General features: G+C 38.9%; 6 protein-coding genes. 3 read left to right on the plus strand and 3 right to left on the minus strand.

The window, feature by feature from the left end:
- From BFP75_RS19985 to BFP75_RS19995, 3 genes are all read left to right on the plus strand, one after another.
- A partial coding sequence (locus BFP75_RS19985; RefSeq protein ID WP_123803516.1) for a type IX secretion system membrane protein PorP/SprF occupies positions 1-332 on the plus strand: 332 nt, incomplete at its 5' end.
- 312 nt (positions 333-644) lie between these two features.
- Positions 645-884: an addiction module protein gene (locus tag BFP75_RS19990; RefSeq protein WP_099547097.1), complete on the plus strand. Its 240-nt coding sequence runs from the start codon at positions 645-647 to the stop codon at positions 882-884.
- A complete protein-coding gene (locus tag BFP75_RS19995; protein WP_099547098.1) occupies positions 874-1,155 on the plus strand; it encodes a type II toxin-antitoxin system RelE/ParE family toxin in 282 nt (93 codons plus the stop codon). Before BFP75_RS19990 ends, BFP75_RS19995 begins: the two co-directional genes overlap by 11 nt.
- 161 nt (positions 1,156-1,316) lie before the next feature.
- Here BFP75_RS19995 and BFP75_RS20000 read toward each other — a convergent pair whose 3' ends face one another.
- The 3 genes from BFP75_RS20000 to mbpA are packed head-to-tail and all read right to left on the minus strand — an operon-like array spanning position 1,317 to position 2,951.
- The gene (locus BFP75_RS20000; RefSeq protein WP_099547099.1) at positions 1,317-1,784 is read right to left on the minus strand and encodes a DUF6730 family protein; all 468 of its coding nucleotides are present in this window, start codon (positions 1,782-1,784) and stop codon (positions 1,317-1,319) included.
- A gap of 4 nt (positions 1,785-1,788) precedes the next feature.
- The gene (locus BFP75_RS20005; RefSeq protein WP_099547100.1) at positions 1,789-2,658 is read right to left on the minus strand and encodes a relaxase/mobilization nuclease domain-containing protein; all 870 of its coding nucleotides are present in this window, start codon (positions 2,656-2,658) and stop codon (positions 1,789-1,791) included.
- Positions 2,655-2,951 carry a mobilization protein MbpA gene (gene mbpA / locus BFP75_RS20010; protein WP_099547101.1) on the minus strand — a complete coding sequence of 99 codons (297 nt, stop codon included), beginning with the start codon at positions 2,949-2,951 and terminating at the stop codon, positions 2,655-2,657. Before mbpA ends, BFP75_RS20005 begins: the two co-directional genes overlap by 4 nt.
- Positions 2,952-3,445: the final 494 nt, after the last annotated feature.

Raw genomic sequence — 3,445 nt, forward strand, 5'->3', positions numbered from 1 at the left:
ACGGCCTTGCGAGATTGGGAATGGATAAGCCACACATGTACCTAGTCGGTGGCTATGATTTCAATCTGGGCAGTAACATGCTTCTTAAACCTTCGACATCCATTCGCTATGTCGAAGCGGCCCCTCTTTCAGTGGACATAACAGGCATCTTAGAGTTCAATCGAAAATTCGGACTAGGAGCCGGATATCGTCTCAATGAAAGCATTAGCGGACTATTTATGTTCAGAACTAACTGGATCGACATCGGTTATGCCTACGAAATGGCTCTGGAAAATAATATCAGTAACATAGATAACGGCACCCATGAAATATTGATGAGTCTGAGGCTATAAGCAGATTAATATTAGAAGAATGACTAGCGATTTTCTGTGGTTGAATATGTAGAAGTGGAATAATTATTAGGTAGCACTGATTACTTACTCCTGTAAAACGGCCGTTTTACGAACCTTTTTTCGTGATCCAGAGGCTCTTATAATAATGTGTCCCATTCTTGGTCCTTTTTAGTATTTTCGTTAATTGACCTTTTACGGGACACGCTGGCGGTAAAATAATTTGAAATATTTAAGGCATTAACATTGCCCTTCATCGTTAAAAATTAAAACTGTGGAACAGAAATTGTATCTTTATCTTTAAAGAAAGGAGATATGGCAACACTAGATTTGAAAAAGAGTGTGCTCAACTATATAGACAACGCGGATGATCGCTTGTTGAAGTTAATAAAAGCACTTGTAGAAACATATCAAGAGGAGGAAACGGACTATGAAATCTCCGAAGAACATCGGAAAGTTCTCGACCAACGTTTAGCCGACCATAAAGCCAATCCTGATTCCGGAAAGGATTGGAAGGTTTTAAAACCTGAATTGCGCAAGAAATATGGTGCATAAGGTTATCATCAAACCAGGGGCCGAATTGGACATTTTAGAAGCCCTTGAATGGTATGAGGAAGAAAAAGAAGCCTTGGCGCTGGACTTTCTACAAAGGCTGGATGATGAGCTAGATAGAATTTCAAAAAATCCCGAACATTTTCAAAAACGTTATCGCGATATAAAAATCGTATTTACCAGACGTTTCCCCTACGGAATACACTACACCCTGGAAAATGATATCGTATATGTTCATGCAGTCATGCACATGAAAAGAAAACCAAGAAATTAATTGTACTATTTTTTTGGTTTTATTTCAGATAAAGATGTCGATGAATTTTGGGCAATTCCTGCCCCAAATCTTACCATAACTTAGGTGCGCATGGATCCTGTCCGGTTTTTGTAGCGATTCCGGCAGATTAGCGTAAAGCAAAAACCGGATAGGGCGCACCCCTACTCTCGATTTGGAACGCTATCCTTCTTCTTTGCCCACTTTTTAAAATCTTTGTAAATGACCTTATGGTCCTCGAAGTAGCCCTTTGCCCTGCCAAGACCCTCCTGCCTTGCTTGACCAATGGCATCCTGCATTTTTAATTCGTAATTGATAAAATAATAGCCGAAATATCCGAATGCGATTGTATTGACACTTATCACGATGTAAAGGAGTGCAACTTCCCATTTTGGTGTCCATCGGGATTTTTCTATTTGTTTCAGGACTTCCTCCATCCGCTTTTGGTAATTATCCTTTGTTTGGCTCTGTAACCTTAAAATTTCCTTTACTTGAAATTCCAGATGCGAGGTGTCCGTTTTGATTTCCATAGCATCGAACTTTTTGGAAAGTTCTTCCAGTTTGCCAATGGATTTGTTGAACCCAGCTATCTCTTGGGTAAGCACTTCCATGATTTCGTCCATCTTTGCCATAACCTTACATTTCCATTCCTAACCCTATTGATTTTTTGACGGCCAGTTTGATGACTTTCTTTGCAATCGCCGCCGCTAAGTTTGGAGATACCCCAACGGTCTTTCCAAGTAGATTCAATGTGGTCTCCTTTTTGATGTTTTGAGTCATTGTTTTATCGAATCCGATGCGTTCCGCTATTCGCCCCATTGACATCGAACGGTGTACTTCACTTCCTTTGAGATTATATCCATTGAATTGAAATCTAAAACCCTGTAACCGGTTTGATTTGTTGATACTCGGAATAACTTCCACATTTCTTTGCTTCATATACTTGATATACTGGTCAAAGTCTTTGGGCTTCATTTTGGTAATAACTTTCTCGTGGATTTGCTTTATTTCTTGTCGGACGTTTTTCACTTCATTTAATTTTTCTTGTTGTACTTCCTGTACCGTGGTCAATCCCATTTGTTTGGCAACCTTTTCGGCTACCTGTTGGCTACGTTTTCCAACATAATTATCCTTGTATGTTTTCCCGTCAAAACCGATACGGTTCACATACAAATGGATATGCAAATGGCTTTTGTCCCGATGCACAAAAGCGATTGCCTGATGCTCCTGTAATTTCATTTCTCTGACAAATCGTGCCGTTATTTCGGAAAGCTGTTTGTCTTTCAACTCTTGTCCATCTTTTATCGTAGGACTCAACACAAAACTCAATGTATTCTTTTTACATCTATGGTTTTGTGATTGTATTACCTTGAATTCCTGTGTAATTTCTTTGGGGTTGTCCCCTGCCAAATGTTGCCGATATACCACCTTGGCATCCTTCTCCTCGCTCCAACCGTAACTCATGGAAGCACCTGTATGCGATATGGATTTTCCCTTGCCTATCATTTTTTAAGACTTAATAAATGTTGCCGTATTTCATTTGACAATTGCGTGACCTCTTCGGACAGTCTTGAATTTCGTTTTCTGAACATGTTACCTATCAGTTTGAAATTGTATTGATATTTCGACAGCATTTTATAGATGGTGATTTGTTCTTCTGAAAAGCGTTCAACAATCTTGACATCAAATGCCGCCCGACGACAAAACTCGCTTATGGAAAGTCCGCTCTTAGCGGCCTTGACCTTGAGCAGTTTCTTTTCATAAATCGAACATCGAAATTGTATGAATTCCTTTTTCATTTTTTGTATTTCTTAATCCCATTTTCCATCTAAATTTTTAAAATATTCACATCGGAAACCTTTGTTCAAATAACACATAGATTGCCCAATCAACAGTTCCGATCTTTTGCGACCAACGGGAGCAAAAGCAAGATTTGTCATGACAATGACACATCTTGAATTCTCACTCAATCGGATTTAAGCGGAAATGCTTGCATTTCTCTTTTTTCTCCCTATCCATAACAATCAATTTCTATTTTGAAGCGTTTTGGATTCAGATTCAGTATTTAATTTTCGTCTGTTCTGCAATAACCAAGCATTGATTTTCTTCTTGAAGTGGTTTAAACTTTTTTTGGATCGAAAGACAGGGTTGCAGAGATTTGTGTTGTGAAACATAAGTCAAACCAAAACAACCCTTTATGTACTTTATTCTTGACAAAGATATGATAGAAGAATCAATAGTCGCATACCTTCCTTCACCTAGTCGTGGCTTTAACGTTACGGTACCCATGGCC

The organism is Maribacter sp. 4G9 (assembly GCF_002742265.1).
In the GTDB taxonomy this organism is placed as follows: Bacteria; Bacteroidota; Bacteroidia; order Flavobacteriales; family Flavobacteriaceae; genus Maribacter.